Annotated in this window: 26 protein-coding genes and 4 pseudogenes; 15 read left to right on the top strand and 15 right to left on the bottom strand. The window is 58.7% G+C overall.

Annotation, left to right across the window (positions count from 1 at the left end):
- Positions 1–1,393 precede the first annotated feature (1,393 nt).
- From FH061_RS28840 to FH061_RS28830, 3 genes are all read right to left on the bottom strand, one after another.
- Positions 1,394–1,846 (bottom strand): hypothetical protein, encoded by a 453-nt coding sequence (locus tag FH061_RS28840; protein WP_151639286.1) that lies wholly within the window; start codon positions 1,844–1,846, stop codon positions 1,394–1,396.
- A gap of 43 nt (positions 1,847–1,889) precedes the next feature.
- Positions 1,890–2,285 carry a hypothetical protein gene (locus FH061_RS28835; RefSeq protein WP_151639285.1) on the bottom strand — a complete coding sequence of 132 codons (396 nt, stop codon included), beginning with the start codon at positions 2,283–2,285 and terminating at the stop codon, positions 1,890–1,892.
- Positions 2,286–3,591: 1,306 nt separating this feature from the next.
- Complete coding sequence (locus FH061_RS28830) at positions 3,592–3,819, bottom strand: hypothetical protein (RefSeq protein WP_151639284.1); 228 nt, start codon at positions 3,817–3,819, stop codon at positions 3,592–3,594.
- Positions 3,820–4,273: 454 nt separating this feature from the next.
- Here FH061_RS28830 and FH061_RS28825 point away from each other — a divergent pair, with 454 nt between their 5' ends.
- On the top strand, positions 4,274–4,672 hold the full coding sequence (locus tag FH061_RS28825) for a hypothetical protein (protein ID WP_151639283.1): 399 nt from the start codon (positions 4,274–4,276) through the stop codon (positions 4,670–4,672).
- Positions 4,669–7,230: an LPD7 domain-containing protein gene (locus FH061_RS28820; protein ID WP_151639282.1), complete on the top strand. Its 2,562-nt coding sequence runs from the start codon at positions 4,669–4,671 to the stop codon at positions 7,228–7,230. Before FH061_RS28825 ends, FH061_RS28820 begins: the two co-directional genes overlap by 4 nt.
- A 63-nt stretch (positions 7,231–7,293) precedes the next feature.
- Here FH061_RS28820 and FH061_RS28815 read toward each other — a convergent pair whose 3' ends face one another.
- Both FH061_RS28815 and FH061_RS30795 read right to left on the bottom strand, forming a co-directional pair.
- A complete protein-coding gene (locus tag FH061_RS28815; protein ID WP_151639281.1) occupies positions 7,294–7,719 on the bottom strand; it encodes a hypothetical protein in 426 nt (141 codons plus the stop codon).
- 102 nt (positions 7,720–7,821) lie between these two features.
- Positions 7,822–7,998 (bottom strand): hypothetical protein, encoded by a 177-nt coding sequence (locus FH061_RS30795; RefSeq protein ID WP_192805318.1) that lies wholly within the window; start codon positions 7,996–7,998, stop codon positions 7,822–7,824.
- Positions 7,999–8,496: 498 nt separating this feature from the next.
- Here FH061_RS30795 and FH061_RS28810 point away from each other — a divergent pair, with 498 nt between their 5' ends.
- The gene (locus FH061_RS28810; protein WP_151639280.1) at positions 8,497–8,895 is read left to right on the top strand and encodes a PIN domain-containing protein; all 399 of its coding nucleotides are present in this window, start codon (positions 8,497–8,499) and stop codon (positions 8,893–8,895) included.
- A complete protein-coding gene (locus tag FH061_RS28805) occupies positions 8,888–9,130 on the top strand; it encodes a type II toxin-antitoxin system Phd/YefM family antitoxin (protein WP_151639279.1) in 243 nt (80 codons plus the stop codon). The genes FH061_RS28810 and FH061_RS28805 overlap by 8 nt, the downstream gene beginning before the upstream one ends.
- A gap of 283 nt (positions 9,131–9,413) precedes the next feature.
- On the opposite strand, the gene FH061_RS28800 is transcribed toward FH061_RS28805, so the two are convergent.
- From FH061_RS28800 to FH061_RS28760, 9 genes and pseudogenes are all read right to left on the bottom strand, one after another.
- Positions 9,414–9,731: a hypothetical protein gene (locus FH061_RS28800; RefSeq protein WP_151639278.1), complete on the bottom strand. Its 318-nt coding sequence runs from the start codon at positions 9,729–9,731 to the stop codon at positions 9,414–9,416.
- Between the two features lie 21 nt (positions 9,732–9,752).
- The gene (locus FH061_RS28795; RefSeq protein WP_151639277.1) at positions 9,753–9,974 is read right to left on the bottom strand and encodes a hypothetical protein; all 222 of its coding nucleotides are present in this window, start codon (positions 9,972–9,974) and stop codon (positions 9,753–9,755) included.
- A gap of 214 nt (positions 9,975–10,188) precedes the next feature.
- A complete protein-coding gene (locus FH061_RS28790) occupies positions 10,189–10,494 on the bottom strand; it encodes a hypothetical protein (RefSeq protein WP_151639276.1) in 306 nt (101 codons plus the stop codon).
- Positions 10,481–10,981 carry a hypothetical protein gene (locus tag FH061_RS28785; protein WP_151639275.1) on the bottom strand — a complete coding sequence of 167 codons (501 nt, stop codon included), beginning with the start codon at positions 10,979–10,981 and terminating at the stop codon, positions 10,481–10,483. Before FH061_RS28785 ends, FH061_RS28790 begins: the two co-directional genes overlap by 14 nt.
- A 5-nt stretch (positions 10,982–10,986) precedes the next feature.
- Complete coding sequence (locus FH061_RS28780) at positions 10,987–11,241, bottom strand: hypothetical protein (RefSeq protein ID WP_151639274.1); 255 nt, start codon at positions 11,239–11,241, stop codon at positions 10,987–10,989.
- Between the two features lie 1,261 nt (positions 11,242–12,502).
- Positions 12,503–12,637: pseudogene (locus FH061_RS28775) on the bottom strand (IS630 family transposase); the annotation flags it as partial.
- A gap of 44 nt (positions 12,638–12,681) precedes the next feature.
- Positions 12,682–13,725 (bottom strand): annotated as a pseudogene (locus tag FH061_RS28770) (IS630 family transposase).
- Positions 13,726–13,776: 51 nt separating this feature from the next.
- The gene (locus FH061_RS28765; RefSeq protein ID WP_151639273.1) at positions 13,777–15,021 is read right to left on the bottom strand and encodes a branched-chain amino acid ABC transporter substrate-binding protein; all 1,245 of its coding nucleotides are present in this window, start codon (positions 15,019–15,021) and stop codon (positions 13,777–13,779) included.
- A gap of 4 nt (positions 15,022–15,025) precedes the next feature.
- Positions 15,026–16,615 carry a class I adenylate-forming enzyme family protein gene (locus FH061_RS28760; protein WP_151639272.1) on the bottom strand — a complete coding sequence of 530 codons (1,590 nt, stop codon included), beginning with the start codon at positions 16,613–16,615 and terminating at the stop codon, positions 15,026–15,028.
- Between the two features lie 417 nt (positions 16,616–17,032).
- On the opposite strand from FH061_RS28760, the gene FH061_RS28755 reads away from it, so the two are divergent.
- From FH061_RS28755 to FH061_RS28730, 6 genes are all read left to right on the top strand, one after another.
- Entirely contained in the window at positions 17,033–17,890 is an 858-nt protein-coding gene (locus FH061_RS28755; RefSeq protein WP_192805317.1) for a helix-turn-helix domain-containing protein, read from the top strand.
- On the top strand, positions 17,890–18,549 hold the full coding sequence (locus FH061_RS28750) for a TetR/AcrR family transcriptional regulator (protein WP_151639270.1): 660 nt from the start codon (positions 17,890–17,892) through the stop codon (positions 18,547–18,549). Before FH061_RS28755 ends, FH061_RS28750 begins: the two co-directional genes overlap by 1 nt.
- Positions 18,546–19,310, top strand: a complete 765-nt coding sequence (locus FH061_RS28745) for an SDR family NAD(P)-dependent oxidoreductase (protein ID WP_151639269.1) — start codon at positions 18,546–18,548, stop codon at positions 19,308–19,310. The genes FH061_RS28750 and FH061_RS28745 overlap by 4 nt, the downstream gene beginning before the upstream one ends.
- 62 nt (positions 19,311–19,372) lie before the next feature.
- Positions 19,373–20,137: a crotonase/enoyl-CoA hydratase family protein gene (locus FH061_RS28740; protein WP_151639268.1), complete on the top strand. Its 765-nt coding sequence runs from the start codon at positions 19,373–19,375 to the stop codon at positions 20,135–20,137.
- Between the two features lie 277 nt (positions 20,138–20,414).
- Positions 20,415–22,547, top strand: a complete 2,133-nt coding sequence (locus FH061_RS28735; RefSeq protein WP_151639267.1) for a 3-hydroxyacyl-CoA dehydrogenase NAD-binding domain-containing protein — start codon at positions 20,415–20,417, stop codon at positions 22,545–22,547.
- 23 nt (positions 22,548–22,570) lie between these two features.
- Positions 22,571–23,755 carry an acetyl-CoA C-acyltransferase gene (locus tag FH061_RS28730; protein WP_151639266.1) on the top strand — a complete coding sequence of 395 codons (1,185 nt, stop codon included), beginning with the start codon at positions 22,571–22,573 and terminating at the stop codon, positions 23,753–23,755.
- Positions 23,756–23,804: 49 nt separating this feature from the next.
- Here FH061_RS28730 and FH061_RS28725 read toward each other — a convergent pair.
- Positions 23,805–24,490 (bottom strand): annotated as a pseudogene (locus FH061_RS28725) (IS630 family transposase); the annotation flags it as partial.
- Between the two features lies 1 nt (position 24,491).
- On the opposite strand from FH061_RS28725, the gene FH061_RS28720 reads away from it, so the two are divergent.
- The 5 genes and pseudogenes from FH061_RS28720 (at position 24,492) to FH061_RS28705 (ending at position 26,212) form a co-directional block, all read left to right on the top strand.
- Positions 24,492–24,809, top strand: coding sequence for an AMP-binding protein (locus FH061_RS28720; RefSeq protein ID WP_151639265.1), 318 nt, complete (start codon positions 24,492–24,494; stop codon positions 24,807–24,809).
- A 38-nt stretch (positions 24,810–24,847) separates the two neighbouring features.
- A pseudogene (locus FH061_RS31705) lies at positions 24,848–24,919 on the top strand (hypothetical protein); the annotation flags it as partial.
- 123 nt (positions 24,920–25,042) lie between these two features.
- Complete coding sequence (locus FH061_RS28715) at positions 25,043–25,558, top strand: transposase (RefSeq protein ID WP_318841069.1); 516 nt, start codon at positions 25,043–25,045, stop codon at positions 25,556–25,558.
- Positions 25,506–25,805, top strand: coding sequence for an AMP-binding protein (locus tag FH061_RS31955; protein ID WP_151639263.1), 300 nt, complete (start codon positions 25,506–25,508; stop codon positions 25,803–25,805). The genes FH061_RS28715 and FH061_RS31955 overlap by 53 nt, the downstream gene beginning before the upstream one ends.
- On the top strand, positions 25,745–26,212 hold the full coding sequence (locus FH061_RS28705) for an AMP-binding protein (protein ID WP_264158767.1): 468 nt from the start codon (positions 25,745–25,747) through the stop codon (positions 26,210–26,212). Before FH061_RS31955 ends, FH061_RS28705 begins: the two co-directional genes overlap by 61 nt.
- Positions 26,213–26,335 lie beyond the last annotated feature (123 nt).

The raw sequence follows: 26,335 nt of genomic DNA, 5'->3' as shown, positions 1-26,335 counted from the left end.
TAGTCGTCAGCGAATTCCATAGAGGCCAGCGGCCTAAAGCCGCACCCAAAGGCCGAATGTAAGCGAGCAACCTCTATCCTGCTTGTGTCATACGTTTATTACTTGGCAAATGGCGGCGTCCATGTAAATGCACTTTGCGAATTTGTACAGAATCTCAGTTCCATCCGCGAACACTTTACCCAAGCCTTTTTGCACCACTGCAGGGGTCGATAGCGAGGGACGGTCGTAGCAACCGTCGCGGTCTGTTATGTTTCCTTAGCCTGTTTTTCCTGCTGCCCGGCGTCGGGCTGGGGAAAGTCGTCAATGTCCGGTTGGCCTATTTCTGGCAGATTTTCCCCCCAGCGCGTTGAGCAGACCATCGAGCATCCTGGCAAGATCGGCTGTCATCAATGCGAGATCAGTATCGAGCCGCCTACCGTCATTGGCGACGGCATGGCAGGATTCACGCAGTACGTCCTACGCTGCACTGCGCAGAGTCTTACGCGCGCCGATATGGTTTCGCTGGCGAAATTCTGGAAATCATGATGCGATTCACTATTGGCAAGCGCAACGGCGTATGACACGGGGAGAGCGCTAATCGACGGGGAGAGCAGAAAGCGCGGGACCGCTGCGCTGGCTTAGGTCAACTGCAGGGCATGCGGCCCGCCGGATGATTAATGAAATTTTAGTGCCGGGCTGCTGCAGCGCATACATACGTAGGCAGGCGATACGGTTAATGAGCTAACCGCCCGAATGGATGGAGGCCGCAAGTGTTGAGTTGTTGGCGGAAGCTTTACCGAGGGTGGCAATGACAATTGTTCCTGAAATCCAGAAATCGTTGACGCTCGTCTAATCCACGACCGACGCTGAAACATGCGAAGCGCTTGAAATCGACACTTGAGATTTCAGCACTCTCGTCAGCTATGTGAATCAGCGCGCAACATCTCGTAAGTCGCGGGGACTTAGGCGAGGCTTGGTTTCTCCGCAATCAATTGCCACGCTGGGCATGAAGAACCAATGGTGACAAGAGCGCAGTGCACGGCGATTAAAAACGAACTAACGGTACAGCGTTAGCATTGTGGTCGATGCCACGTCCGAGGGAGTAATTGACACGGCAGACGCCTTTGAAAGCATGACATGGCTAAAGATATTGCAAGGAAATATCCCAATTGGCGTTCACGACCATACGTCCGTCGTGGTAGTCAATAACTGTTTGATACCGCTACGCTTTCCGTTGAGAGTATTAGCAGGCGCGACGGGCCGCCGGCCAGATTGGTTCGGTTCATCGGCTCGACCCTCGCTTTGATCGCGTCCATGACATGCTCGCAGCGGTTTTGACATGAAAGCGCTTGTATTTTGACCGAAGGGCCTTGAACGTTGCCATCAAGACACATAAGCACGATCAAAATATGGGCTACGCCGTTAAGTCTCGGCAGGGTTGCGCCATGCGTTTCCGGGGATGCATGGTCCATGCCGCCATGAGTCGCTTCATTGTTTCCGGCCGGACAAGCAGATACGGCAGTTCGTCGGCGCGAGGGTAGAGCGGCCCCTTCTCGGATCCCCAACCAATTTCGAAAAGGCGCAGATCCGCGCCATCACGGTGAGTCGAGTTTAGCCGTAGTTCCGATTCACCCCTCAAGTTATGGATCTCGACCGACTCCGCCGGCACATGCCACAGCGCCGCCAGCATTTGTTTCATGCGTCGCGCCGCGTCATCCCGGTCCAGTGCGTCGATATACGCCATTGTTTCGTTCGGGCTGTGATCGTCCAAGCGCGCCACGGTAGAGTAGACTGTTGCCCGGAAAAGGGTCGGGACGCGGTCGCCCTTTTCTTGAAGCGGGTAAGTAATCGTCGTGCTCTCGGTCATTGCGGTCTCCATTGGGATGCCCGGCCGCGCCGGCGCGGTTTCTTTACTTGTCTTCGGACTTCGACTTGCAAATACTGGAACGCAACTGGTCCGCCTCGTAGGACATACGCTGGCGCTCCGCCCGTTGCGTGGCGAGCAGAACTTCGATTTCCGCCAATTCCGCTGGGTCCGTTACCTCGTATTTGAAAACCACCATATACGGCTCATGGCGAACCGGCGTATAGTCAGCCACAGTTTTCATCCAGCCGCGCGCCGCAGGGTACTTTGGGCGCGGGATAACATCGAAATCGGCCCGATTCTTCACGTCGATGCGAACGCTGGTGCTGCTCGCATAGATCACGGCGGGATGTTCGGGGCCATACAATGCATGCAGATCGTCCAAACGCTGCTGTCTTTCGGCGTCGGTCCACTCCGCGAAGGGTTTGTTTTCGGTTTCCATTCGTCTCTCTTTAGCCTAGCTGCGCTGACTCGATTAAAAAGCTCCCAAAGGTGGGTGTATTGCATGATCGCCTGAGTCCCATTGCTGCCACGTCCTGCGAGCGTGCAGCAGGGCGCCAGCTGCGGTTTGTGCCAGGCCGCATACCTCACGCAATGCGCGTATGTCATCTGGCGGTTAGTATGCTGCAGGCCTAGGCTGTGGGTTTTGTGGAGGCATTCTGTTGTTCCGTTTGCCTTGCTCGCATTGATACTTGGCGAAAATACGCTGCCTGGCGTGGCCAGTATCCTGTCCTATCCAAAATCTCCGCGACGTCGCCGAACGTGATTGTGCTGTTGCGATGATCAATGCCGGGCAGGCTGACTAGGACTACGGCAATGTCACCGACGGCTACGGCGGCGCCAGTCGTGCCAACAGCGCCGCTTTGAAGCTGGACGAATGTTCTCATTCTTGTGTGCTCCATGCCTTTGTCCCTGAGGCGCAGTTATGGTCTATCCATTTTTGGAAATACGTGCACCAAGCGTATGCCGCAATGCCACACGTATGCGCTCACATAATATGTGTAATCGTTATCAAAAAAATGTGGATCGGAACGAACCGCGTTTAACAGAGATTGTGTGAGCGCATGCGATATCGGCGCCATGCAATGGCTTTACTCCCGTATTGAAAAGCGACCTGGTGAAGTGACGCATACCGCAAACCGGTACGATGGAGTCATGAAAAAGACAACAACCAAACTACACCACGCAGGGGCGAGCGGGAATTGGGTTCGCATTGACCAGCTGCTTGCTGAGAACCTGGCGCTGTTTGATGCTTGCGTTGAGTGAGGTCTACATGGAGAGATAGCGGCGGACTACGGCTACCTTACCACTACCGAACCTTCAATCAACGGCCGATTGCGCCAGCTCGCAGAGCCGAGGGCGGATCATGAAAAACCCATCGACTCGCGAGATGATGACCGAGCTAGCGCAGCGCCGCCAGGCAGAGCGCTTCGGATCGAACTTCTTGGCGCGTAACGGAAGGCCCTTAGCAGCCGCCGAGAATGGCCATAAGAGCTACGGTGTGAGACACGGGCGCTGCCTAGAACAAGCCGTATCAGTGCGGCGGAGTTGGCGGCTGCTGATCTTTGAAGGCGTCTTGGACGATCGTTCGGAAGGTACTTGCGCTCATCTGATGTGCACGTGCAGAGGGAAGTTGTTTTGTCGGCCAGACCTCCGCTGAGGACACCAGCCGTATTATTTCCTCCGGCTCGATATTGTTCCCGACGATAACGTAGACGATTTCGCCAGGCTCGGACACGCGGACGCTATCAGGAACACCAAGCGTCGGCGCAACATGCATGGATCACTCTGTTATGGTTGCTGTTGGACGGCCGGTCCAGTTTCAGCGCCATTGCCGGAATATGAAAATGGTGCAGGATCGCTTGGATATCATGCAGCTTGTCCAAGTTCAGGCGAAACGGATAATGGCCTATGCATTCCCCAAACATATAACGAAGTTTCGCCCGCATTCCGCCCTGGCTCATTGCGCTCCGCATGTGCTTTCCTTTCTGGGTATCAATGTATTTGTTTTATCCTAAGTCGCTATAAAGGCAAGGTCCGTACCGCGCGGCGTGGAATCCGCACCAACCGGCGCGGTAATCACGCCACCTGTTACTAACGCATTCAAGAGCCGCTAAGGCCTTTCGCATTCGTGCGCGAGCGGTTCGTCGGCCATAGCGCGCCTGGCTGCGATCGGTAAGCCCAGCACCACCAATACGCCACCTGGCTCGCCAGCATGGTTGTTGCAAGACTTTTAGCGCCCTGTGCTTCTACTGCAGTGGTAACTTATTTCCTACGGCACAAGAAAAGACATTCCTGAGGCACGACGAGTTTGTAAACGTTGACTAGCGTCAACCTTTACAAACTGGTGCCTAAGAGGGGCGGCGGCCCCTCTTAGAAACTCCCGCCCGTGCTGACGCACGTTCCTTTATGTATGCGATGGAGGCATCGATGAGCCAACTGCTTACAGCGCCGCCGACGGACGGCGACATAGACGACGTATCCCCCGTGGTCGCGTGCCGGCTGCCAAAGCCGCTGCACGATCAGGTAAAGGCCGCATGCAAGGCGGGCGGCATGTCGGCGTCGCGCTTCATCCGCGAGACGCTTCAAGCGGCGTTCGACAATGACAAGGTCGTCATCAAGCCGGTGCCACCTGTGCCGGCGAAGATGAAAGAGCTCACCAGGGACATGTATAGGCTGTTTGCTTCCGTGGCCAACAACACGAATCAGCTAGCCAAACGGGTCCACTACGACCATTTGAACGACCGCTGCTCCGATAAAACCTATGCGGCCGTGGCCGAACAGCTCGCCATTCTGAATCGCGTCATGGTGTCGAGGTTGCCCCCGTGATCGTTCGCCAGGGCGGTGGCGACGATGGGATCATCGAGTATCTCGAGCACGGCAAAAAAGCGGGGCGGCCGTACACCAGGGATGAGCTCGATGAGCGCGTGCCGCTGGCTGGCGACATTGAAGCGACGCGCAAACTCATCAAGAGCATTGAACACAATGGGGAAACGTATATGCATCTGACCCTCTCGTTCAGTGAAAAAGACACTCCCAAACAGACCATGAAAGAGATCGTGGACCGGTACGTTGCGGACTTGATGGCCGCTTACCGGCCTGACGAATATCTGTTTTATGCCGAAGCGCACTACGCGAAAATCAAGAGCTATGTACACGAGACAACAGGCGAACATGTCGACCGGCTGGACCATATTCACTTGGTCATCCCGAATGTCAACCTTCTGTCTGGCAAGGCCCTAAACCCGATGGGGCGCGTGATGCAAAACACAATTTGGCTCGATGCGCTGCAGGAGTCGATCAACCGGGATTACAAGTTGGTGTCGCCGAAAGACCGGCCGCGCAGCGACTCTACAACCAAGGCGGATATCATCGGGCGCGATCACGTCACGGAGTTTAAAAAAGGATCTTTCAAGCAGGTCAAGGAGGTGCTGGAGGCGGCCGTCATCGAGCGCCAGATAGTCGATCAAAGGGGGTTGATTGCGCTCGCGAAAGAGTACGGCGAGGTCCGCGTGCGCAACCAGGGCAAAGGGCCGGAGAGGGAATACATTGCCATCCGTCCGCCGGGCTTCGACACGTGGGTGAATTTGTCCAGTGGCGTATTCCGGGACTGTATGGGCGCCACGCCAAAGTTCGACCGCAAGCCCGCCGGTCAGGTCGGCGTCGGCAAGCGCACGAATGATGAGCTTGATGACCTGGTGGAGGATTGGGTGTTGCGCCGCTCGCGCGAGGTCAAGCTGCTCAATAGCGGGCGCAAGGAAGAATATGCGGAATACAAAGCCGCGGACAGCGAACTGAAACTGGTGCTATTAGGGCAGTTGGAACAGGAGTTTTATCGGAAATACGACAAAGGGGAGAACTATGGACAAGCCGACACAAGAGCAGGGCGGCGCAAGCCCACCGACCCAGACGCCGGAACCCACGCATGCGCCGATGCAACCGCCCGAGCTGCCGCTGACAAGTCGCACCTTGCGAAATTTGCCTGCGGAGAGGCGACCCCAGGTATTCGCACTATGCCAAGCCTGCACGCACGCGGTGTGGACCGCCACGCCGGAGGGGGTGAAGGCGTTCTGCAAGGACCTTCTGGTAGTGACGTGGGACGACCGGGACGCGCCGATTCCGATGGAGCAGTGCGATTCGCACCACCTGCCGGGCGAACCGGACGAGTAGTCAACGAACGCACCGGCAGGGCGGCGGACAATTACGCCGAGCAGCTGATACGTGATCACCTCGATGCGCGCGCCAGTGCCGAGGAAGGCCAGCGCGCATTAATGAACGAAATCAAGCGCCGTCTGGACCCGAATTTCTTTCTTGCGCAGCTGGCGCAGGACTATGGCGTGCGGCCAGAGGATTACATCATCACGGACGGTTCGCATTTCAAAGACGGCATGCCGCGGATCCGGCATCGGAACTCGACACAGAACACGAATGTGGCCGATCTGCTTACGCGCCATATGAGGCAATCCTGGCCTGAGGCTTCGCGCTATCTTCAAGGCGTCTACACGCTGCAAAACCTGCAAAAGCGGGCCCCGATCACGCCACCGCCGCCTAACCCGACGATGTGGCGCCGTTACCAGCAAGCGCGCCGCACCCAGCGCGCCGACCAGCGACCAACTGAGCGTGCGGCGATACGCGCCGCCACGGACGCGTTACGCGCATTGCGCCGGCGGCATAAAGCGGAGATGGAGCGTCTACGCCGGCAAAGACTGAATTACACGGATTTCAAGGCGCAGCGCTCGATCCTGAAAATGCAGGCGACCAGAGAGGAAAAGCGGCTGCAGGCGGAAATTCGTGCGGCACGCGAGCGCTTGGCCGGGCTTGACCGGACCGATCCGGCGCTGGCCGTGTATCGCGGGTTCCTCATGGAGCGCGCGCAGGCCGGCGACCTGGAAGCGCTACTCGAGCTGCGGCGCCAGCGTATTGAGCAAGAGAGCAGGAGCAAGCTGCGCGTGAATGCCATTGTGATCATCGGAGTCAGCACTACTGTTGCGCTCATCGATCCGACGGAGAACCTGAAGTATCAGGTGCGGCGCAACGGCGACGTTTCCTATTTCGACGCTTTCAACCGGGAGATTTTGCGCGATTGCGCCGATGCGATCTGGGTCATGGAGCAGTCCGACGACACCATCGAGCTGGCGCTGCTGTTGGCCCAAAAACGGTTCGGAAACGGGCATTTCGATCCGCTAGGCGACGATGCGTTCAATGAATGTGTGGTGAGAGTAGCCGCCGAGCGCGGCATGGCGGTGAAGTTCGCCAGCAAGGAATTCAACGACCGGTATGAAAAACTCCGGGCGGAATTGAACCCGCGCCAGCAACGCACGCCGAGCTACAAGTTTCTTGAGCCTACACCGTCAATCAATGCGGGGGAAAAAGTTAAGCCGAAGTAGCCATGTGGGGCGAATTCCACGCCGGCCGGCGCGGTAGCAGCGCCAGTTGGCGCGATGCGCGCGTTACAATCTACGTTCGGCCAGCCATCGAAGAATTATTTTCGCTTGCGCAACGATGAGAGCGTGGTGACGCGGCTCGAGGTCCAGGCCAGGATACAAGAGAAGCTTAACAACCATTTCGGCTTGATGCTCGAACACAAGACATCGGTACTCAGCTGCTTTTTCGGGATCACGTGCGGGGATCAAGGCTGGCTCAGTCATGGCGCGCCAGCGGACTGCGATGCTGAGTGCATCGAGCACATACGACCGAGCCGTTTCTGGATCGGCGCCTCCCTCGGAGAGCACTCCGGTCCAGTCGCGAATACTCTCCATAACCGCATCAGGCGGACTGTTTTTTGATGCCGCAGACATAGATTGACCCCCTGTTGCATGCAACACCGCGCGTTTTTCGTTGCAGTGAACTTGTGGCCATCCGACATGGGAAATCACATATCGGGGGAAATTCTCCAGCAAATCAAGGGTTTATTGATAGGCCTGTTTTGGTTTTTCGTCTGAGTGATTCACTACAACGAAAAACGTAAACGTGCGGTATCAGCGCCGCTGCGTCGGCACAATGTGAACGTGTGGCATATGAGTGCCGTCGTCGTGGTGCACCACGTAGAAGGCGGGCGGATTCACTTTGAACAACCGGGCCAAGCGCGTGATCGTCTCATCGACTTTGCTTGGCTCGCAAATCGCATGTTGGGGCTGCTGGGGTTCTTTGCGCATAGGGCGCTCCGGCGTGTGGATGACACATTGACGATAGCACTACGGCCGCCGGAAGGGGCTACGATGCAGCCGAAAAAGATGATCCAGTTTTGGGTCATCATTGCGCCAGGGCCTAGGAAAAGCAGGACGGCCGGTAGGCATGCGAGGCTCAAGAATGGCGGTGTTGGTGAAGGCGATTTCCATATACTGCAGCGCGCAGCCGGCAGAGCATCGCCGGTAGATGGCTGGGCCTGTATCGCAGATCAGGCTTGGCTCGGATTCGCGCACCGTCCTTCCGCGACCGGCATGGCAGAGAATGTGCAGCGCGTACCCGCGCGGCGTGCAGCACCAGAACGTCAAGACCTCACCTGCGGGCGTGCAGGCCAGCAGCTAAGTCGGCGACGTCGAAGCCGGTCCAGTGCGCAAGCGTCGCATCGGCCAGTTCAATTGCATGATCATGGCGACCCCGGATTTCGACTCGTCCGAAGAGATGGCTGATATGTTTGAAGGTAGGGGTTAATGGCAGGAAGGTTACTGCTCGACACGCACACCTTTATCTGGGCCATCAAGAACGTTTTGCCATCCAATCTAGTAGATAACGATTCTAGGATCGATGTGACGGCAGCGGCGGCAGCCCAGCAAGTGGAGGCGAACGGCTTCAAGCTGCTTCCCATCGCACTGGATCACCCTCTGAACCTGAAGATGCTGCCGATCCCAAGAAAGGGCGTTTACCATTGCGACCCGTTAGACCGCATGCGGATCGTGCAGTCGGTAGTTGAGGATCTGGAACTGGTCACTTGCGACGAGGACATCGCCGCGTACACGAAGCATCTGCTAAACTCCGACTGCGCAAGTACAACAGAAAGAAGCAGAAGCGCTCTGCCCCAGCTTCCACACCGACGATACAGTGATGCCTGACTACCCTGCCGACGAAGCCGCGAACAAATTGGGCGAACTGATCGACGCCGCACTGGCGGGCGAGCATATCGTGATCATCACCGCCGATGGGCGCCGCGTGCGGCTGATGCCGATGCGCCCCAGGCGTGTCTTTGGCAGCATGAAGGGCCGTGTCAAGGTCGCGCCCAACTTCGATGCCGACGACAATGATTTCGAGCGGCTTTTCTACGGCGACGACCCACCAAAAAAGCCGTAGCTTTCCACGGGTTAGCAAACCCGTGAAGGTTGCGCCGACGCGCGAGAAGCCCCGCAGTGCGTCGATCTCTGTGCTCCCCTTGTCTGCATAGCAGCCCGCGTGCGTTCGCGCTATTTCCCGCTGGCCGTGGCAGCGGCGTATATCACACGAGATAATCTCAATTATCGAAGGTAATGTTTCAACCAAGGTTTTTTAGGTGTTTTGGGCCCTCCCTCAGGTGTAGATTCCTACGCATTTACGCCGTAATAGCGTAGGTTTCTACACTCCAGCCCAAATGGCACCGTTAATCAACCCACCCGTCCAATACAGCTTCAATTGCCGGCTCGCAGCGGTCGTCCGACGCCGCGCATACGCATGATGCCGCAAAGCGAATACTGTCAGTATTTCTCATCTTGACCGGCGGAGGCCAGCCCTTTACCCACGGACATGGCTGGGTGGCCCAACCCGCGATCCACCAGTCGGAACGACCCTTGTCGGCGAGCGTTTGGATCACGTCGTGCGGCAGGCCGGACAGGATCGTGCGCTTCCACCGCGACCAAAGTACCGCTTGAAAATGCCGCGCTTCACAAGCATAGGCGCGGCGCCTGGTTCGCATCTTCACGGGACTTTCCATTCGATTCGGTCAGCTATTACCCGCCTTAGCTGCAGCCTTAGCCTGCTGGGTCAGATACGCGATAGCCTCATCAGTGCTCGTCGTGCCTTTTATCACCGACTCTCGTATAGCGTAAAACTCCGCGTCGTAAGGGGCACCATCGCTCAACCGCATAATCCCATCCATGACGCGAAACGCTTCACGCCTTTCTGCCTGCTCCGGCGTATCGTCCGAATACCAATCATCGGCCATCGTCAGCCCCTCCGCAAACCGTCATAGACCCACCGCCGAGCCTCATTCCCCATATCCCAAATGTCGATAGCGTCATCGACATACATCTCCGCTAGCATCGCGACATAGTCAGGCAACTCAAAACCGCGCACATCGTCCCGAGTGGAACCAAGGCTTGACGCCACATCGCGCAATCGAATTTCCCGCTCACCCTTGTCCACTCTACGAACCCCTGTCACTCAACAGCATCATTCCTCCGACGGTAAATTATCGCCGGCAACGGAAGCGGTTCATCCGGCTCAAGGAATGTTGGCCATGACGCTATCGAAGCGCGGAATTCCGCAAGCGAAATTTTCCCTTCCACATACTCAGCCGCGATCGCCATTTGATACGGCGCCAGCATGACATTCGCAAATTCCGGCGCCCATAACACGCTAAACCAAGCATTGCCTAGCGCGTCGCGTCGTTCGAAAAAGTCAGCGTCCGGCGACACATCAGCTAACGCCGCAATCATCGCGTCCGAAACGTTACGTGTCGTCATATCGATCCCAGCCAGGCATGCGCGACGACAGGCCGACACGCTCTAGCTCGTCGTGTAAGTCATGGAACTCGCCTTTGGTGATGACTCCCGACAGTGCGAAAGCAATCACCTTTCCTTGAAGATAGCCTAGAGCATGATCGGAGGGACGTGACGCCACCGCCTTTGCCACAGATTCGCGCAAGTCGGCAAGCACCATTTCGCGCAGGCGGGTATCAACGGGAGACACATGAGGCTCTAGGCGTTCCAAGCACCCTTCGGGAAAACCACTGACCAATTCAACCAGGGTTGCAAGCGTCGAAAGCGCATCAAATTGCTCGCGTGTCAGGCCATCAAATCGAGGCTGCACCCGCATGTAATCGAATGTCTGGCTGCAAAAAACAGTAGTGCCGAATGCTACCGCGACCGTTTTTAGCGCCTGCTGGTACTCTCGCCAATCCTCGCGGTCGTGCATGGGGTCAGGGTGAGTGGATAAAGGAACAGTTGACATGCCCATTACGCCAGCTTCTCGTTATGCAGCTCGACGATATGCGCGGCTAGCTCCGGCCCGACATTGAATGCGATGCTGATGCGTGCAAACACCGGCACGCCCGACTCGCCCTTGCTCTCGACAATTTCTTCCGTAAATACGCTTCCCTGGTCGGCGGTCCACCGCATCTTACGTGGATCGCTCCCGCCTTTAGATCGGTACGGTTTGCCGGTTGCAGGATTGATACCACGCTTTGCTGAGCTGTCGAGGAGTTTGTCCATGCGCTTTATCCCATCAATATACGGCGGCACACGCCGGAGTCGAACCGGGCAGGCTAGGTAACGAGCCCGGCCGGGTCGGGTTTTACCGTGTACCCAAGTGGCAGGCGTCCCATGCCACCCCGCGCTCACGCGCGCATGAGTGCCGGATCCACTGTACTGCACAAACGCCAAAAAGCAAGTTTTTAGGTACTCAGATGGGATAAGGCAACTTTATCCGGTGGGATAGAAACGCAAATAGCCTGAATGAAACTTCTATTTGTAACTTTGAATCTAGGCGAATGAAGCAGTTCTGCACCCGATCGGCCGCGAAAAAATTGCCGATTCTGGCATCTTGACGAGCACTCGACACATTGAATCACTCGTACGTTAGTAATACGTAACGATTAAGGCGCTGCTAGATGAGACGTCAATGGTATAAGCGAGAGGCAGCACAATTCCATAGCTAATTAAACCTATGCGAGGAGCCAAACGTTTCAATCGCATTCAATCCCGGCACCGCAATGGCTGATCCATAGGGGACACGATGATGGCATCATGATCGGAACCGTTGCAAATGCGATCGCATTTCTCAAAAAGCAGAAGACTCAGCCTACTGACAGACTGACCCAGCCTGGCCCGGAGACATGCTGTATGGAGGAAACCGTGTTCACGATTTCGTTGCGCAGTGACGTTTTCACGCGCGGCGCATGGACAAGCGGGCAGACCCGATCGTGGCCAACATATCACATCCCCGGTGAGAAGTGGCGTGGTCACACGCGAAACGCATGTGTCACCATCTCCAAGCGCACGGTCATCCAACTCAGGCCGAATCCAGTCGTTATTGATCCGGCATGGGTTTGTGATTATGTTTTTCCGAAAACAAGGCCTCGAAAAGGGCAATAGTCATGATTTCGTGGTCGGACAAACCCATACCGACTTGTAATGGCGTGGCTATCGCAGATCTTCTGCCGCTTGGCCAAGATGAGCTCCGAGTCACCTGGCTGGAGCAGGGGAGAGGAAATATGATCAAGGTGGTACATGGATTCACAATCGGCGGAATTGCATCTGACGACTTGGACGTTGCTCGCAAGATGGCCGTCTCTATTGACCCGGCCCACAAATATGTTTAAGCGGCGTACTTACTCAGCAGTCGCGAATATAGGCGACAGATGGAGCATTGAAGAATGAGCGAACAAGTTCAGGGCGCTCCTGAATATCTGCAAGTTGTTTGTCGACCTTTTCTTTGAGCTGTTCACCTTTGCGCAATGGACGGCGAGCTACTGTAGATTGTCGTTCGATTGAAACCGTATGAAGCAATCACATCTGCCAGGTGCTCGCCTTCGCGGACGCGTTCAATGGCCATCAAGCGGATGGCTTCTAACGTCTGATGATCGAATGTTTTGCCGTCTCTCTTCATGCAAGTTCGACCAGAACATCCTTAGTTCGTTCTTAAATTGTCGCCTAAATTCGGGACTCCTGAGTAACATGAGGATCCCGGAAGTAGCACTTCACACGTTCGGGCTCCTCGCAAATCATCGTCATATGCGCCTCAGCCGCTGATCTGAGTTTGGCCTTGGTCCGGACTGGCGCCGCAGTGCGCACGACGTGCTTCAGATCCGCATTGAGTCGCTCCTCCGGATTGAGCTCAGGGCTGTAACTAGGCAAATGAAACACCTCAATCTGCTCCCCATGCTTTGCCAGCCATGCCTTGACCGGCTTGCAGTGATGCACCGGCAAGTTGTCGAGTGTCAGGAAGACCTTGCGCTGCACTTCCTTGACCAGCACTTCGAAGAACTCGATGAGCCGTTCATGGTTGAACACGCCGTCAATGATCATCCAGCGTGCCTTGCCCTGGTTCGTCACCGTGGCAATCTTCGACAGCTTTTCCCGTGTGCCGCCTACGGCCAGCGTCCCCGGCGTTTTGCCCCTGGGCGCAAAACTGCGTCCCTGCACATCCGTGTTCACCAGCGCTGTCTCGTCGCCCCCAGTGAATCTCGGCGTCCTCTTTCTTGGCGCGAAGCGCGATCTCCGGGTAGGTTTGCTCCAGCCACTCGCTTACCGCCTGCGATGACTGTTCATAGCTCGCCGGATCGGCTTTTGCAGCGTGAAACCCGAGAGCGTCAGATACTTGCCTACCGAGCGTACATGCAAACGAATATCAAACTTGTCGGCAATGAGCTGCATGACAGCCGCTCGGCTCCATAGCGCAAAGTCCATCTTCAGTTGTTCAGGACGCTTGTCGCAAATGATGCGGCCAATCTCGGTCTCCTGCTCTACCGTGAGCGACCGATCTTCTCCGTCACGGCGACCGCGCTTGCGCGGCGCTAACGCAGCCATGCCTTCGGCCTCGTAGCGCGCAATGATGCGCGTGACCGCCGTATGACTTAGCCCGACCTCCATGGCGATTTCTGTCTTCGACCGTCCGCGCTGATGGGCACGAATGACCTAGCGTCGCCGCTCATGTTGCTCAGCCGGGCTGAGCGTTCTCGCATCGTCTTTATCCACGTAATTCAGACAACGCTTAAGCTTAAAATTCAATCTATTTGCGGGCCCAAACTATAGATTGGGACGCTTCATCCGGCACGAGCTCGGCAGCGCGGAAACGCGAGGCTCCATTTTGGCGTCGGTCTTCCAGCCGTAGCCGGTGTTCTCGTGATCGTATTTCACGTCCTGGCCATTTACCTTGGTCCAGGTGACCATGTAAAGGGGCTGCAGGAGCTGGTGATCCTGCTTGCGCATTTCGACCTCGCCATTGAGGCTCTGCACCTTCATGTCTTCCATGGCGAATGCGAGCTTCACGGGGTCGATAGAATTGGTCGTCTTGATGCCTTTTGCAAGCAATGCGATGCCGGCATAGGTGGCCGACGAAAAGAAGTCGTCGTTGTATTTTTTCTTGAAGGCTTCCACCACCTCCTTGCCGGCGAAGGTCTCGTTGTTCGGGTGCCAGTAAGGAAGGGACTTTACCCTTCCTGCGCCAGCCGAGCCTAGGGCGGCAGGAGTGCCAGGGCTGCTGGCGAAATAGGTAAAGAATGCCGCATTCAGGTTGCCTTCCTTGGAAGCCTTGATGAGCAGGGCAAGGTCGGAGCCGGCATTGCCGGTGACGACTACATCAGCGCCGGACGCGGCGATCTTGCTGATGTAAGGGGTAAAGTCTTTTACCTGTCCGAAAGGATGCAGGTCGTCACCCACGATCTCGATATCCGGCCGCTTGCGCTTGATCGACTCTTTGGCCGCGCGGCTCACCTGCTGCCCAAAGGCGTAGTTGGGATTGATGACATAAACCTTCTTGATGCCCTTGTCCTCCGCAATGAAAGAGCTGAGCGCCTCCATGCGCATGTCGGAGTGGGCATCGAGACGGAAATGCCAGAAGCTGCATTTGCTGTTCGTCATGTCCGGATCACCAGCCGAGGTGTTCAGATAGATCACCTCCTTGCCCGGGTTACGCTCGTTGTGCTTGTTGATCGCATCGATCAGCGCCAGTCCGGCACCGGAACCGAAGCCTTGTGCCACATAGCGATAACCTTGGTCGATCGCAGTCTTGAGCATGACCAGCGTTTCCTGGGGGCTTGCCTTGTTGTCAAACCCGACCACCTCGAAAGTATGATCACCGGCCCATTTTTCGCGGTTGGCAATCTCCGCCACCATCTGCCAGCTCTTGAGTACGTTCTGCCCCGTCGTGGCAAAGCTGCCGGAAAGCGGATCAATGTAGGCGATCTTGACAGTGTCGGCGAAGGCGATCGACGCGCCTGAAAGGGCAGTCGCGCAGAGTACGATGCGGAGATTGCGGGCAAGGCTGGACATAGGTTTATCCTTCGATGGCAGAAAGGGGGGAGTTAGTCTTGCTGGCAAGCCGCTCGGCCAGGGCTTGTTCGAGCTCGTGGCGCTTGATCTTTCCGGTGGTGCTGCGCGGCAGTTCATCGTCGCGCACAAACAAAATGTCTTTCGGCAGCTTGTAGCCCGCGATCCTGCCGCGGCAAGCCTCGATGATCTCGGCAGCCTGCAGCGCCGGGTCGGACTTGACGACGAAGGCGACCGGTACTTCGCCCCATTTCGGGTCGGACCTGCGTACAACAACGGCGTCGGCGATGCCAGGCTGGGACAGCAGAACGCGTTCGATTTCCGCCGGATAGATATTTTCGCCGCCGGACTTGATCAGGTACTTTCGGCGGTCAACATAATCGAGCTTGCCGTCCGGATTGCGCACGAAGACATCGCCCATGTGAAACCAGCCATCGCGGAAATCCGCTTCGGTTTCCTTCGGCGCGCCCCAGTAGCCGCTGAACAGGGTGGGGCCTCGCACCGCCATCTCGCCGGGCACCCCGTCCGGCACTTCATTACCGTCGGCATCGACCAGCCGGATGACGCAGTGCGAACTCTGCTCCTTCGGCAGCGCCGCCGGCGTGACGCCGACCGGGATCATCGCGCGGCTGGCGGGAGGCGCGCCGGTTTCGGTGGCGCCGAATGAATTCAGGAAGGGGGCCTGCAGCAGCGTGGTGATACGGGCGATCTGTTCGCGTGGAACGAGGTCAGCCATGCAGCCCAGCGTGCGCACGCCGCGCGCCTTGATGCCGCTGCGCTGCAGTTCGTCGATGACCAGGTCGATCATGCCGGGGATCAGGGTGAGATGGCCGATCTTTTCCTGTGCGAGGCAGGATACAAGGGCCGGCACGTTCAGTCCGTCCATCACGATGACGGTGCCGCCGGTCATCAGCGTGGCCAGCGCCTGGTCAGTCGACACCATGTGGAACAGCGGCGCCCAGGCAATGAAGGTATCCGACGGCTGCACCAGGCCGTCGATGCGGCCTACCGTCATGCGGGCGATCATGGCCCGCTGGCTGATGAGGGCGCCCTTCGGCAGGCCCGTCGTGCCGCTCGTATAGAGGATGATCATGCCGTCTTCCGGGTCGAGCGGCTGGTCCGGCGCACGCGCCTCCGGGGACGCCTGCGCGAGCATGGCCTCATACGCATCCTCCAGGCGGATCACCGTGTCGATGCCGTGCGCGATGCGCTCGAGCGCCGGCGCGTGCCGCGCCGAGGCGATCACCAGACGCGGCGACACGAGCCGCAGGCAATGCTCCAGTTCGTTGTCCGCCTGCCGCCAGTTCTGGCAAGCAAGGATGGCGCCCACCTTGGCGGCGGCAATTTCCAGTTCGATGTATTCCAGGCGGTTCTCCGCCAGGATGGCGATGCGGTCGCCGTGGCGGACGCCGCGCTCGGCGAGTGCATGGACCAGGCGGTTGGTGCGCTGGTCGAGTTCGGCATAGGTGAAGCTGCGGCTGTCATCCTTCAGAGCAATGTGCTGCGGGTGGCGTGCGACCTGCTGCCGAAGGAACTCGGGAAGGCAGGGATTGGCGGCGCGTCGGACGAGTACGCTGGCCGGCGTTGTAATCTCCATCAGGTCTCCTTGTTGGGCGGTCGCGGCAGACTTCCCTTGCCGCGTTCATTCCGGCGGGATTGATTCCTGGGCAATCTAACATGGCCAGCCGAAGCCGACTTGTGAAAACATGCTATTCCCGGCCCTGGCATGGCGCTCACCGGTACCATGGCGTAACCAAGCAATTGATTGGTGCTTTGCAGAAATATGCCTTTGTCAACGCGCCGAGGCTGCCGGTGTCTAGCGCATACATCACCATGAGGGCGCGGGATTTCCGCAGGCAATGGACTTGCTATTTCTCAAATGCGTCGTAAAACCAAGCAGTTGCTTTGTATGCCCAGCCATGGCATGCTGAAAAAAGAGATCGGGATGACGCTCTGCAAAAACACATGTGCCCGACACTTCAGTGTGATGGTCCAAGACAAGGAGACTGGCGATATGACGATTCAATCCGTATTCTGCAGCGAGAAATCCTCCTCTTCGAATGCCGGCATTGCAGCCGCCGGCCGCGGCAAGCTGATGCTCATCACCCCGGACCGCATCTGTTACGCGGGTCTGCTCGGGCAACCGCATACCAGGGAGTTCGGCGCGCTGACGGTGTATGTCTCCCTAGGTTCGCCGATGCACGTCATGATCGGCAACAGCGGCTGGCAGAGCATGGAGATATGCGTGGTGCCGCCTGATACGCCACACCAGATCGCCACTGTCGACCGCAGGATCGGGGCTTACATGATCGAACCGGAGAGCATCGACATGACGCGCCTGCCGGACTGGCTGGCTTCGGACAACGCAGAAAGCACGGCCGGCCGGGCGGAACACTTGCCGCGCCTGCGCGACGGCTTCCTGTCGCTCGCCGACGGCACTGTCCACGTCAACACGATCCGGTCCCGGCTTGATGAATTCCTGCTCGGCGAGACCTTGCCGGCGCGCCGGTTGGAGTGCCGCATGGCCGCGGTGGTCAATCGCATTAAGCGCAATCCTTCCGACAGCGTCGGCGCGGAGGAATACGCGGACCAGGTCGACCTGTCGTTTTCGCGCTTCCTGCATTTGTTCAAGGATGAGGTCGGCACCACATTCAGGCGCTTCCGCGCCTGGAAGCGGGCCCGCAATTTCATGTCCTATGTGAATACCAACCTGAAGCTGACCGATATCGCGCTGGAAACTGGCTTTCCCGATTCGTCGCACTTCAGCCATACCGTGCGCCGCTACTGGGGGCTGACACCGCGCGACATCATCGCGGGTTCCCGTAGCCTTGCCGTGATCAATGACGGCAGCTTCGTTTCAGCGGCACACTGATGGACCTGAAAGTCGACACCGACGAAGCTCGCAAGCACAGGCGCAATGCCCGGTCTCAACGCAAGGCTGTCGATCCGGCCGTACCGCGGGAACGCATACTCAATTCCGCGGCCTCGATGTTCCGCCAGCGGGGCTTCAAGGCAACGACGGTGCGCGACATCGCCAGCGAGGTAGGCATCCTGTCCGGCAGCCTGTTCCACCATTTCGAGTCCAAGGAAGAAATACTCCTGGAAATCATGCGGGAAGCCGCATTCACCATCTGTGTGCGCGCGGAAAGGATCCTAGAGGACGTACCGGCACCGCTGCAGCAGCTGCGCGAGCTGGTGCGGCTGGAGCTCGAGGCGATCGTCGGCGGCGCTCGGAAGGACTACCACGCCGTGCTGTTCTTGGAATGGCGGGACGTACCGGAAGCCGCCAAGCCGGAGCTGACACGGATGCAAAAGCGCTACAACCGCAGCTGGAAGCATGCGGCCGAGGCCTGTCATGCCGCCGGACTGCTGCGCTGCGAAGCGGACGCCGCGGTGCTGATCCTGCATGGTGCAGTGCGCGGCGCGATGACCTGGTTCAGGCCGAACGGCCGCTACAGCACTGAGGAGTTCGGCGGTATCCTGACCGCGCTAGTCACGATACATAACAACGATAAGGGGAATCAACAGTGATTGACACCTTGTTCAGCCTGCGTGGCAAGACGGTTCTGGTAACCGGCGCGTCAAGCGGCATTGGCCGGCACGTGGCTGGCCTGTATGCCCGCGCCAGCGCCCACGTGGTGCTGGCCGCACGCCGCAAGGAACGCGTCGACGAGGCGGTGTCCGCGCTGCGCAGGGAGGGTTGCGCAGCCAGCGGTGTGTACCTGGACGTCACGCGCAGCGAAACCATCGCCGCCGCCTTCGATGCTGCAGAGCAGGCGGCGGGCGCGCCGGTGGACATCCTTTACAACAATTCCGGCATTATCTACAGCAAGCCCTTCATTGAGCAGGATAAAGTCGAGATAGCACGCGTGTTCGACACCAACCTGAAGGGCGCGATGCTGGTTGCCCAGGAAGCGGCACGTCGCATGGCTGCCCGCCGCAGCGGCAACATCATCAATATCGCGTCCACCGCCGGAATGCGGGCCGGCGGTACCCTGTCCAGTTACTGCGCGTCAAAGGCTGGCCTGATCCACCTCACGCACGTGATGGCCCTGGAACTTGCAGGCAAGGGCATACGCGTCAATGCGATTTGTCCCGGCAATATCGAAACCGACATGCAGGAGTCACTCAAGGACTTTGAGCAGGCACTGGTCAAGCGCACGCCGATGCGGCGCTTCGGTCGTCCGGACGACCTGGATGGCGTCTCATTGCTTCTGGCCAGCGATGCCGGACGCTACATCACCGGCGCCGCCATACCCGTGGACGGGGGGCAGGCATTGACCTGGATGTAAAGCCATCGTGCGGCGCCGCCCATTTCCTGTTTTTTTCCTACTTTCTTAGACGAGAGTCCGCAATGGCCGACGAAATTCTGACGCGCACTGAAGGCGCAGTGCTAATCATGACCCTGAACCGCCCCGAGGCACGCAACGCCGTCAACCAGGCGCTGGCAGAGGCACTGGCGCAGGCGCTTGCCCGTTACGACGCCGATCCGACGCTCCGCATCGCGGTACTGACCGGTGCGGGCGGCAGTTTTTGCGCCGGCATGGATCTTAAAGCCTTCACCCGAGGCGAGCGGCCTTCGGTGTCCGGCGCAGGCTTCGCCGGCATCGTCGAGCGCCCGCCAGCCAAGCCGCTGATTGCCGCGGTCGAAGGCTATGCAGTCGCGGGCGGGTTCGAGATCGCGCTGTCCTGTGACCTGATTGTCGCCGCCGAGAACGCACGCTTTGCCTTGCCCGAGGTGCGGTGCGGCTTGGTGGCGGCAGCGGGCGGCCTGCTGCGCCTGCCGCGTCGCCTTCCTTACCACCTCGCAATGGAACTGGCGCTGACCGGTGACACGATCGATGCGCCGCGCGCGGCTTCGCTTGGTCTGGTTAACCGCATTGCGCCGCCCGGGGAAGCGCTCGCCGCCGCGCTGAAGCTGGCAGAGGCCATCGCGGAAAATGCACCGCTGGCGGTAATGGCCAGCAAGCGCATCATCGTCGAGTCGGGATCCTGGCCAACGGAATCGTTGTTCAGCCGGCAGGCCGCGATCGTCGACCCCGTGGTGAAATCCGAGGACGCCCAGGAAGGCGCACGGGCGTTTGCAGAAAAGCGCGCGCCGCTCTGGCGCGGCGTCTGAACCGGCTGTCGCGGGCGTTAAGTTCGCTCTGACAAACGTTCCCGACTGAGCCGGCACGTATCGGACAGAGTGCCGCCAAGTGTTAACGCCCACCCAAAACCGGCGCCGGCGGCGTGCCAGCTTTCCACCAGCTGTTCCTCAATGCATGATGCTCTGAAAGGGCGCCCCGGCCCTGCCTCAGCCTGTCCTCGCGTCTTTCCCTCTTTCAGCCACTTAACGCAAGCCCGTCAATACCGCTCCTGATAGCTTAAGGCTTTCATCAGAACACCGGAATGACATGAGCGACCTGGCCACCCTGCAAGTCCACGGCACCATCGGCGTGCTGCGTATTCATAACCCACCTGTCAATGCCCTGTCCCCCAAGGTGGTGCAAGGCATTAAAAACGCGGTCGATCAGTTCGAGGCAGACCGCAGGCTGCAGGCGCTTGTCGTACATGCGGACGGCCGGACCTTTGTTGCCGGCGGCGACATCGCGGAATTTTCGAAACCGGGTTTCGAGGCAAAGACTTTTAACGGAACCCTGGCCCGTATCGAGAGCTTAGACCGCCCGGTCATTGCGGCCTTGCACGGCACCGTGCTTGGCGGCGGCCTCGAACTGGCAATGGCCTGTCACTACCGGATCGCCGTAGAAGGCACCCGTCTCGGCCTGCCGGAGGTTTTGCTGGGCATACTGCCCGGCTCGCTGGGCACGCAGCGTCTGCCACGCCTGGTCGGCGCGCGCCTCGCCCTTGACATGATTTTGAGCGGCAAGCCGATCGACGCCGCCAAGGCCCTTGATAGCGGATTGGTCGACGCGTTGGTCGAGCCGGGCGGGAACGATGCCTTGCTGGAGCGAGCCCTTGTGTATGTGCAGGAACTGCTCGGCGCAGGCAAGGGTCCGCGCCGGACGCGAGACCGCACGCCTGCCATGGAAGGCATCGAGGCGGATTTTTTCGACAAGGCACTGGCCGAAGCAAAAACGAAAAAGGGCGCCTATCCGGCACCGCAGCGCATCGTCCGCTGCGTTCAAGCGGCTGCAACGCTGCCGTTCGAGGAAGGCGAGGCGGTCGAAGCGGCATTGTTCGAGGAATGCAGGGCGTCACCGCAGTCGGTGGCAATGCGCCATCTGTTTTTCGCCGAGCGCGCCGCAGGCAAGATTCCGGGGGTACCTGCCGACTTTACGGCACGCCCGATACGCAAGGTTGGTGTGCTCGGCGCCGGCACCATGGGAGGCGGCATCGCGATGAATTTCGCCAATGCCGGCATCCCGGTCACCATCGTCGAGACCAGCGCTGAGGCACTGGAAAGGGGGCTTGGCATCGTGCGCAAAAACTATGAAGCTAGCGCCGCCAAGGGCAAGCTGCGTCCGGACGACCCGGCAAAGCGCATGGCCTTGCTGACCGGCTCCCTGAGAGTAGAGGATTTGGCCGATTGCGATCTGGTGATCGAAGCCGTGTTCGAGAACATGGACATCAAGAAGCAGGTCGCAAAACAGCTGGGTACAGTATGCAAGGCGGGGGCCATCATCGCCAGCAACACCTCTACCCTTGACGTCAACATCCTGGCGCAAGCCAGCGGCCGGCCAGCGGATTTCCTGGGGACGCATTTCTTCAGCCCCGCCAATGTGATGCGTCTTCTGGAAATTGTGCGCGGCGATGCGACGGCACCAGACGTGCTTGGCACCGTGGTCAAGCTGGCGCGCACCATAGGCAAGGTGCCTGTCGTTTCCGGTGTCTGCTATGGCTTCATTGGCAACCGCATGCTCGAGCCTTATCTGCGGGAGTCCGAATTCCTGATGATGGAGGGCGCGAGTCCGGCACAGATTGACGGCGCGATCCAGTCGCTCGGCCTGCCCATGGGACCGTGCCGCATGCTGGACCTGGCTGGGCTGGACGTGGCCGCCAAGGTCGTTATCGAACGCGGCAAGGCCGGCGGACTGCCTGATGATCCATCATACCGTGCGGTGGTGCAAAAGATGATGGCGCTGGGCCGCTTCGGCCAGAAAACCGGAGCCGGCTATTACCGCTACGACGGCCGGAACCCGGTGCCCGACCTGGAAGTGGAGCGCATTTGCGTCGCGCTGGCAGAGCAACATGGCATCACGCGTCGCAAAAGCAGCGACATCAGTGATGAGGAAATCATCGAGCGCTGCGTCTACCCGCTGATCAATGAGGGTGCAAAAATCCTGGAAGAGGAAATCGCTTACCGGCCGGGCGACATCGACCTGGTTTGGGTTAACGGCTACGGCTTCCCTGACTTCCGTGGCGGACCCATGCACATGGCAGACACGATCGGCTTGCAGAAGATCGCTGCCCGTCTCGACCATTACGGCTCACAGCGGGGCGACCGGCATGGCTACTGGTCGCGTGCCGGCCTGCTGACCGAAATGATCACTGGCGGGCATCGCTTCGCCGACTGGCCGTTCAAATAAATTTATCCCAACCGGAGTCCGACATGAATGAAGCAGTCATCGTTTCCACTGCACGTACCCCGATCGGCCGCGCCTTCCGCGGTTCTCTCAACAACATCAAATCCCCCACGCTGATGGGTCATGCGATCCGGCATGCTGTCGAACGAGCCGGCGTGGAAGGCGGCGAAATCGACGACGTGGTGATCGGCGCAGTCCTGACCGCAGGTACCGCAGGCGGCAACCTCGGCCGCACTGCTGCGCTGGCCGCCGGCCTTCCTGGCACCGTCTCCGGGCAGACGCTGGACCGCCAGTGTTCGTCGGGCCTGATGGCCATCGCCACCGCCGCCAAGCAGATCATGGTGGACGGAATGAAGATCGCGGTCGCCGGTGGTCAGGACAATATCTCGGCGGTGCAGAACCGCTACATGGCCTGGACAGCCGAGGAAATCGACCCCAACGTGGTGGCCGCGGCGCGCCATGCCTATATGCCGATGTTGCAGACCGCGGAATTCGTGTCGAATAAATACGGGATTTCGCGCGAGGCACAGGATGCCTATTCTGCCGAGTCGCAGCGGCGCACGGCGCAGGCGCAGCAAAACGGCCTGTTTGACGACGAGATCGTGTCGATAGCCACCACGATGGCTGTGGTCGACAAGGAAACCAAGGCGGTCAGCTACAAGGAAGTCCAGCTCTCCCGCGATGAAGGTAACCGTCCCGAGACCACATTGGCAAGCCTGGCTGGGCTCAAGCCGGTGATCGAGGGGGGCGTGGTCACTGCGGGCAACGCCAGCCAGTTGTCGGACGGCGCCTCTGCCTGCGTGCTGATGGACCGCAAGCTCGCCGAACAGCGCGGACTTGCGCCGCTGGGCATCTATCGCGGCATGGCCGTGGCCGGTTGCGGACCCGAGGAAATGGGCATTGGTCCGGTGTATGCGATCCCCAAGCTGCTCAGGCAGCATGGCCTGTCGGTCAAGGATATCGGCCTGTGGGAACTGAATGAAGCCTTCGCCTGCCAGGTGCTGTACTGCCGGGACAAGCTTGACATCGACCCCGACAAATACAACGTCAATGGCGGCAGCATCTCGATCGGCCATCCCTATGGCATGACTGGCGCACGTCTGGTGGGGCACGCGCTGATCGAAGGCCGGCGCCGCGGCGTGCGCTATGTAGTGGTTTCCATGTGCGTTGGCGGAGGCATGGGCGCAGCCGGGCTGTTCGAAGTCGCCTGACAGGGGAACAGGCGGCATGGCTGGCACCTGATCCAGCCCTCAAATATGTTTAAGCGGCGTACTTAACATGAGGATCCCGGAAGTAGCACTTCACACGTTCGGGCTCCTCGCAAATCATCGTCATATGCGCCTCAGCCGCTGATCTGAGTTTGGCCTTGGTCCGGACTGGCGCCGCAGTGCGCACGACGTGCTTCAGATCCGCATTGAGTCGCTCCTCCGGATTGAGCTCAGGGCTGTAACTAGGCAAATGAAACACCTCAATCTGCTCCCCATGCTTTGCCAGCCATGCCTTGACCGGCTTGCAGTGATGCACCGGCAAGTTGTCGAGTGTCAGGAAGACCTTGCGCTGCACTTCCTTGACCAGCACTTCGAAGAACTCGATGAGCCGTTCATGGTTGAACACGCCGTCAATGATCATCCAGCGTGCCTTGCCCTGGTTCGTCACCGTGGCAATCTTCGACAGCTTTTCCCGTGTGCCGCCTACGGCCAGCGTCCCCGGCGTTTTGCCCCTGGGCGCAAAACTGCGTCCCTGCACATCCGTGTTCACCAGCGCTGTCTCGTCGCCCCAGTGAATCTCGGCGTCCTCTTTCTTGGCGCGAAGCGCGATCTCCGGGTAGGTTTGCTCCAGCCACTCGCTTACCGCCTGCGATGACTGTTCATAGCTCGCCGGATCGGCTTTTGCGGCCTGAAGCCCGAGAGCGTCAGATACTTGCCTACCGAGCGTACATGCAAACGAATGCTGCTGATGGCCGCCTACAAGATCAGTGCTGTCAGCATGCCGGTCAATTGGCGCTTGGCGCCGCCCCAGACCGAATATGTGCTAAACAAAGGCGAAGCGAAGATCCTGATGGTGAATCAGGTTTTCCAAGACGCCATTGCACGCATCTCCGTACCGGGGCTGCGCCTGACGGTCGCCACCGATTCCAGCGCCAGACTGCCTGCGTTCGCGGGCTGGCGTTCCGAAAATGAGCGACTCGAGGACTGCCCATTGTTCATCGGTAAGTTCTTCTCTTCGCGCCATGATGAAACCTCTTCATGCCGAAAAAAACATTGACTACCTATTAATGAAACGAGTTCTAACAAGTTGTTCAACTTCGGCGCAATGGCATGACGATCTCGGCAATCTCGCGCACCATGAAGTTGGATCGTCGTACGGTGCGCAACTGGTTAAGGGCCGATGCCTTTCCTGAGCGTGCCTGCCGACCTCCCAGGGCCAGCAAGTTGGCCGCCTTCAAACCTTATTTGCTGCGTCGCAGGAGTGAAGGCTGTCACAACGCGTTGGTGCGGATGCGCGAGATCGTCGATAAAGGTTACCGTGGCGGCCCAAGCATCCTTCGACAACGGCTGCAGGAATGGCGTCGAACTATGCCTGAAACGGCGCGGGGCCGAAATATCATCATCCCGTCGTCAAGAAGCGTGTGCGCCTGGTTGCTTGGCCTGGAATATCGCAGCGATGTCGAGGTGGAGAGCCGGCGGCAGTTCATTGATCTGCTCTGCAAACTGAATCCGCATGTCAGCGATTCACGCCGCCTGGCTCAACAGTTTATTGCCATCGTAAGAAAGGAAGTACCTGCGCAGCTCGACAGCTGGATCAGGCAAGCTTGCGAAAGCGGCATCTGGGAACCGCGTCGCTTTGCTGAGGGCTTGAAACAGGACTACGCCGCTGTGAATGCGGCGCTCACGAGCAGCTATAGCAACGGCATGACTGAAGGACATATCAACCGCCTCAAGATGATCAAACGGCAGATGTATGGAAGAGCGAGCCTTGCCCTGTTACGTATTCGGGTATTGCATGGGGAGTAATTTGGAGTTGCCATCACAAAAAGTGCGGAAGATGCAGTATCCATCCGGCAGTGACAACACTGCCCTGCAATTGTTTTCGTCGGGGACGACAGGTCTGCCCAAGGGTATCGAGCTGACCCACGCAAACCTGAGCCTGATGAATGAGCTGTATGCCGAGAATACCGGGTTTGATGGCGAGCGTTCGTTATTTTCAATGCCCTGCCGGTTTTCCATAATGCCGGGATCAACAGCGCCTTCATGCCGCTGATCGAAGGCGGACGCAACGTGCTGCTGCCCGGTTTCGACCCGGCTCGGATCATCGCCGCCATCGCCGAGCACCGGGTCAGCCATACCTTCCTGGTACCAGCCATGATGCTTTTCATGTTGCAGGTACCCGGCGTCGAGCACGCATATTTTTCCTCGCTCAAGCTCATGGCGTACGGCGGCTCGCCGGCCGGCACGCTGACCACGCTGTCTCCCGAGGACCATGATGCGGGTGGTCCACGCGCGTATCTGTTGCGCTCGGCGGGTAAGCGGATTCGCGGCGTCGACCTGCGCATCGTTGACCTTGGCACGCTGCAAGACGCGAAGGAAGGCGAAGTCGGCGAGATCTGGGTGCGCGCCCTGCACAACATGAAGGGCTACTGGCGCATCCTTAAAAAGTCAGTTTGTTAGAAATGGTATGGACGCCGCCTTCTAGAATTAACGAGGCTTAAGGACATGGAGGTTGGAGGGACTCCTGCGCCGACGGCATCGATGTGCCAAAGTGGAAGTGTTGACCAACCACTTGAGGCGAGG

Source organism: Noviherbaspirillum aerium (genome assembly GCF_008929045.1).
GTDB lineage: Bacteria > Pseudomonadota > Gammaproteobacteria > Burkholderiales > Burkholderiaceae_D > Noviherbaspirillum > Noviherbaspirillum aerium.
The sequence above is the reverse complement of the archived record's forward strand: the minus strand, read 5'-3'. Positions and strand labels throughout refer to the sequence as shown.